The following is a 4,894-nucleotide window of genomic DNA, read 5'->3' as shown; positions in this document are numbered from 1 at the left end:
CTCCCCACGGGCGTCGCCGAGCGGCTTTCCCATCTCCGCCGTAATGATGGCGGCGAGTTCCTCGGTCCGCTCGATGATCAGGTCGAATGCGCGCCGCAGGATGATGCTGCGCTCACGCGGAGCGGTTGCAGCCCATGACGCCTGCGCCGTGCGGGCCGCGGTCATCGCAGCCTCTGCATCGGCAACGTCACCGTCGGCCACCGACGCGATCACGTCGCCGGTTGCGGGATCGACCACTTCGAACGTGCGGCCGCTGCTCGAGGCACGCCAGCCGCCACCGACAAAGAGTTCGGTGGGTGAATCGATGCGCGAGCGAGTCGTTGACGTCGTCATGCGTCCCTCCTGATTTTGCGTGGATCGAGTACGTGGGCCAGATGCGTCGACGCGTCGGCGGTGTTGTCGCCGGTCAATTGCCGCACCTGCATGTGGCAACTGAAACCGTCGGTGAGGATGGGGCGGTCGCCGCTTCGCCGCACCGCGGGGGCGAGAGCTTGCTCTGCGATCTTCATGCTGATGTCGAAGTGATCGGGCTCGAAGCCGAAATTGCCTGCGACGCCGCAGCACCCCGTTGCCTCGTCCACGGTGGTGATGCCCACCGCGGCGAGCGCTGCGCGTTGCGTCGCCTCGCCGAACACCGCGTATTCGTGACAGTGAGTCTGAACGGTCACCGCGTCGGGCACCGCGCTCGACGGCGTCCATCCGTCGGCCGCCATGTCGATCACGGCTCCGGCGAAGCTGCGCACCCGAGCGGCGACGCGCCGCGCTGCATCCGTCGGGACCAGTTCGGGGAGGTCCTTCTTGAGGGCGGCAGCGCAACTGGGCTCGAGAACCACGATGGGACGATCGGTACCGTCGTCCAGGGCTGCCGCGGTTCGAGCCAAATGCTTTGTCGCCGTTGCCAACTGACCCGTCGATATCCACGTCAGACCGCAGCAGTTTCTCGCGCTGCACTCCGCGGTGCGGCCCGCATCCCCGAACACTCGCAGCGCCGCGCCGACGGTATCCGGGCGAAAGCCCCTGGTGAAGCTGTCGACGAACAACACCACGTCACCGCCGACCACCGAACCCGCGAGCTGGGTGCGTAGTTCTCGACGCGAGGCGAAGCGCGGAAGGATCCGCCGGGTGGTGAGACCCCCGAGCTTGGCCGCGACCACGCCGGTCTTCGGTGTGAGCAACGCGTTCAGCACGGGGGCGATTCGAGAGGTCAGCTCGAGCCACCGAGGAAGCCAGCCCAGCGAGTAATGCGCCAGCGGACGTAGTTTCCCCGCATAGTGGTGGTCCAGAAACTCCGCCTTGTAGGTGGCCATGTCGACCCCGACCGGGCAATCCGACGAACAGGCCTTGCACGACAGACACAAATCGAGAGATTCGGCCACATCCTTCGACGCCCAACCGTCGGCGACCGTCGGGGAACTGCGCACCATCTCCTGCAGAACGCGAGCACGCCCGCGGGTGGAGTCCTTCTCGTCACCGGTCGCACGGAAGCTCGGACACATCACACCGCCGCTGCTCGATCGGCAACGGCCCACGCCGACGCAAGCCTGAGTGGCATGGACGAATGGGTCCGGATCGGACGGCGACCCGATGCGGTGCAACTCGAACGTCGTCTTCCATTCCCGAGCAGGCACACCCTGCAGAGCGAGGTCGTTCATCATCGGCGCTGCGTCGGTGATACTGCCCGGGTTGAGGATTCCTGCCGGGTCCCATACCCGCTTGAAGCGAGCGAAAGCAGCAAGCACTGGGGCCGAGTACATGATCGGGAGCAGTTCCGACCTGGCCCTGCCGTCGCCGTGCTCGCCGGAGAGCGAGCCCCCATGGCGCACGACGAGCTCGGCTGCGTCACGCAGAAATGCGTTCATCACGGTGCGCCCCTGCTCGGTGCGCTGGTCGAACGTGATGCGTACGTGCATGCACCCTGCACCGAAATGCCCGTACATGACGCCCGTCAGCGAATGCGAAGCAAGCAGTTCACGGAAGTCGGCGAGATACGCCGCAAGGTTCTCGGGTGCAACGGCGGAATCTTCCCAGCCCGGCCATGATTCGCCGCCACCGGCGAGTCTCGCGGAAAGCCCGGCACCGTCTTCGCGCACGCGCCACAACGACTTTCGCTCGTCCGCGTTCGGCACGATACGGCCGTCCTTCAAGCGGCCCCGCTCGGTCAACCGCGTCAACAGCTTTTGAGCCTTGGCCTCGACCTCGGCTGTGTTCTCGCCGTCGAGGTCGACGTAAAGCCAGGCGTTACCCGCAGGAAGACCTCGGACCGAGTCCGGCCCGCGCCGAAACTGCATCGTCTCCACGATTTTCTCATCGATACCCTCAACGGCAGCCGGGGAGAATTCGAGGATCGTCATGACGTCCTCCGCAGCCTCGACCACATCCGAGTAGCCCAGACACAACAGCAGAGCGGCAGGCGCAACCGGCATCAGCGCGACCGTCGCGGCCACGACGACCGCGCACGTCCCCTCACTGCCGACGAGTGCGCGTGCGATGTCGAAACCGTTCTCCGGCAACAGCGTTGCGAGGTGAAACCCTGACACCTGCCTCGGGATTCGACCCAATTCGAGCCGAAACTCCGCGAGGTTGTCGGCTACGAGCGCCTGCAGCTCGGCGGTGATTGCGCGTGCTGCATCGATCGACGCCGTGTCTGCCGGGTCGAGCGCCGTGATGCCCGTCCGCGTCGCCCGCAGGAGGTGGCCCTGTGCCGTCACCACATCCAACGCGATCGTGTGGTCCGCGGTGCGTCCGTCACGCACGGAGTGATTACCGCACGCGTCGTTGCCGATGCACCCGCCGATTGTTGCCCGCGACTTGCTCGACGGGTCGGGCGCATAGGTGAGCGCACCATTCGTCGCCTCTGACACCGCCGCAGCGAATTCCGCGACGACGATGCCGGGCTGCACGATCGCCGTCGACGATGCCTGATCGATCGACAGGACTGCGTTCATGTGTCGTGAGAAGTCGAGGACGATGCCTGCGCCTATCGAGTTGCCTGCCATCGAGGTGCCTCCCCCGCGGCTGACGACGGGCACACCTCGATCGGCGCACACACGCACTGCCGCCCGCACCTCGTCGACCGTTCGCGGGAACACCACCCCGAGGGGCGGAACCCGATAGTTCGACGCGTCGTAGGAGTACTCCGCAACTCGGCGAGAAGCGAAGTCGACGTCCACCCCTGCATCTGCGAGGGCAGCTGCGATGCCGGTTGCTTCGGGGGCTGCTACACCGGTCGCTCCGGCCGCAGTGGCGGTCACAGCGCTCGCTTCAGGGTCCGAGCGATCGCATCGAGTCCCTGGCCGATCTCGTCGTCCGTCACGACCAACGCCGGTATGACGCGCACGACGTTGCCCATCGCACCACAGGTGAGCAGCAGCAGCCCCTCGGAAATAGCGGTCTGCTGGACCCGGGCGGCGGCTGCGGCGTCGGGCTTGCCTGCTTCGTCGACGAATTCGAGAGCCTGCATCAAACCGAGGCCGCGAGCATCGCCGATGGCGGGGTACTGGTCTTTCAACTGCTGAAGTCCGTCGAGCAGAACCACACCCTGCTTCGCGGCGTTCTCGACCAGACCTTCGTCGCGAACCACATCGAGGGTGGCGACGGCAGCGGCTGCAGCCACGGCATTTCCTCCATACGTTCCGCCCTGCGATCCGGGCCACGCCTTCGACATCAGTTCGGTCGACGCCGCGATCGCGGAGATGGGGAATCCCGACGCCAGCCCCTTCGCCGTGATGACGATGTCGGGCTTCGCAGCCGAGTGCTCGTGGCCCCAGAACTTCCCGGTCCGACCCACACCTGCCTGCACCTCGTCGACGATCAACACGATGTCGTGCTCGTCCGCACGCTGCCGCAGCCCTTCGAGGAACGCGGGCGGCGTAGGCAGATAGCCGCCGTCGCCGAGGACGGGTTCGATGATGAACCCGGCCGTGTCGGCGGGACTCGAAATGGTGGCGAGAAGGTAGTCCAGTTCCTGGAGCGCGAACGCGACAGCGGTGTCCATGTCCCAGCCGTAGCGGAAGGCATACGGGAAGGGCGCGATGTGAACACCGCCCATGATCGGCGAGAACCCCGAGCGGAACTTGGTTCCGGCTGTCGTGAGTGACGCGGCAGCAACCGTCCGGCCGTGAAAGCCGCCGTGGAAGGCGATGATGTTGGGCCGACCGGTGGCCATCCGCGCGAGACGAATCGACGCCTCGACGGCCTCGGATCCGGAGTTCGCGTAGAACACGCTATCGAGCCCCGCAGGAAGGAAGTCGCCCAACTTCTCGGTCAGCTCGAGAAGCGGCTTGTGCATCACCGTTGTGTACTGGGCGTGGATGATCTTGCCGACCTGCTCGCGGGCTGCTTCGACCACCCGCGGATGGCAGTGCCCCGTGCTCGTGACGCCGATGCCGGTGGTGAAATCGAGGTAGCGCTTCCCGTCGGTGCCGTGAATCCAGCTACCGATCGCATGGTCGACGACCACCGGGGTGGCTTGCTTCAGTGCTGGACTGAGATGAGTGCGAGTCGGCGCTGTCATGAGCGCAATCGTGATGCACCTCGTGCAGATTGTCAACAATCTGCAACCAGCGGGAATGCGGCTCCGCCGCCGGTGTGCACAAAACGTGATGCGACTCCGCCGCCGGTGTGCACAAAACGTTGGGTGAACGACACTTTTGACGCACGGGTGGCGGAGCCGCCTGTCGGAGCCGCCTAGTGTCGGTTCATGACAACGACTCGGGTGGCTGTGCTCGGCAGCGTCAACATGGACCTGATCACCGTGACGGCCGATCTACCGGCGCCGGGGCAGACTGTCCTCGGCGAGACGTTTTCCACTTCGCAGGGCGGCAAGGGGGCCAATCAGGCCATTGCGGCGGCCAGATCCGGTGCGCGCACGACCTTCCTCGGAGCCGTGGGCGAC

At 65.9% G+C, this 4,894-nt stretch carries 4 protein-coding genes; 1 reads left to right on the top strand and 3 read right to left on the bottom strand.

The features are described from left to right. The 3 genes from WBQ44_RS02040 to WBQ44_RS02030 form a co-directional block, all read right to left on the bottom strand. Positions 1-333, bottom strand: a 333-nt coding sequence (locus WBQ44_RS02040; protein WP_495565072.1) for an aldehyde dehydrogenase family protein, incomplete at its 3' end; no start/stop codon positions are given. Then, entirely contained in the window at positions 330-3,197 is a 2,868-nt protein-coding gene (locus WBQ44_RS02035) for an FAD-binding and (Fe-S)-binding domain-containing protein (protein ID WP_495565073.1), read from the bottom strand. The genes WBQ44_RS02040 and WBQ44_RS02035, both read right to left, overlap by 4 nt. A 50-nt stretch (positions 3,198-3,247) precedes the next feature. After that, entirely contained in the window at positions 3,248-4,513 is a 1,266-nt protein-coding gene (locus WBQ44_RS02030; protein WP_495565071.1) for an aspartate aminotransferase family protein, read from the bottom strand. Positions 4,514-4,699: 186 nt separating this feature from the next. Between WBQ44_RS02030 and WBQ44_RS02025 the strand changes: the two genes are divergently transcribed. Beyond that, positions 4,700-4,894: PfkB family carbohydrate kinase (locus WBQ44_RS02025; protein WP_495565070.1), on the top strand; the 195-nt coding region annotated here is incomplete at its 3' end.

This window comes from Rhodococcus sp. (in: high G+C Gram-positive bacteria) (assembly GCF_049591685.1).
Taxonomy (GTDB): domain Bacteria; phylum Actinomycetota; class Actinomycetes; order Mycobacteriales; family Mycobacteriaceae; genus Rhodococcoides.
This window is presented reverse-complemented; position numbering and strand designations above follow the sequence as displayed.

Excerpts from the sequence above, each read along its gene's own strand:
- WBQ44_RS02030 (WP_495565071.1), bottom strand. The coding sequence starts at position 4,513 with ATGACAGCGCCGACTCGCACTCATCTCAGTCCAGCACTGAAGCAAGCC.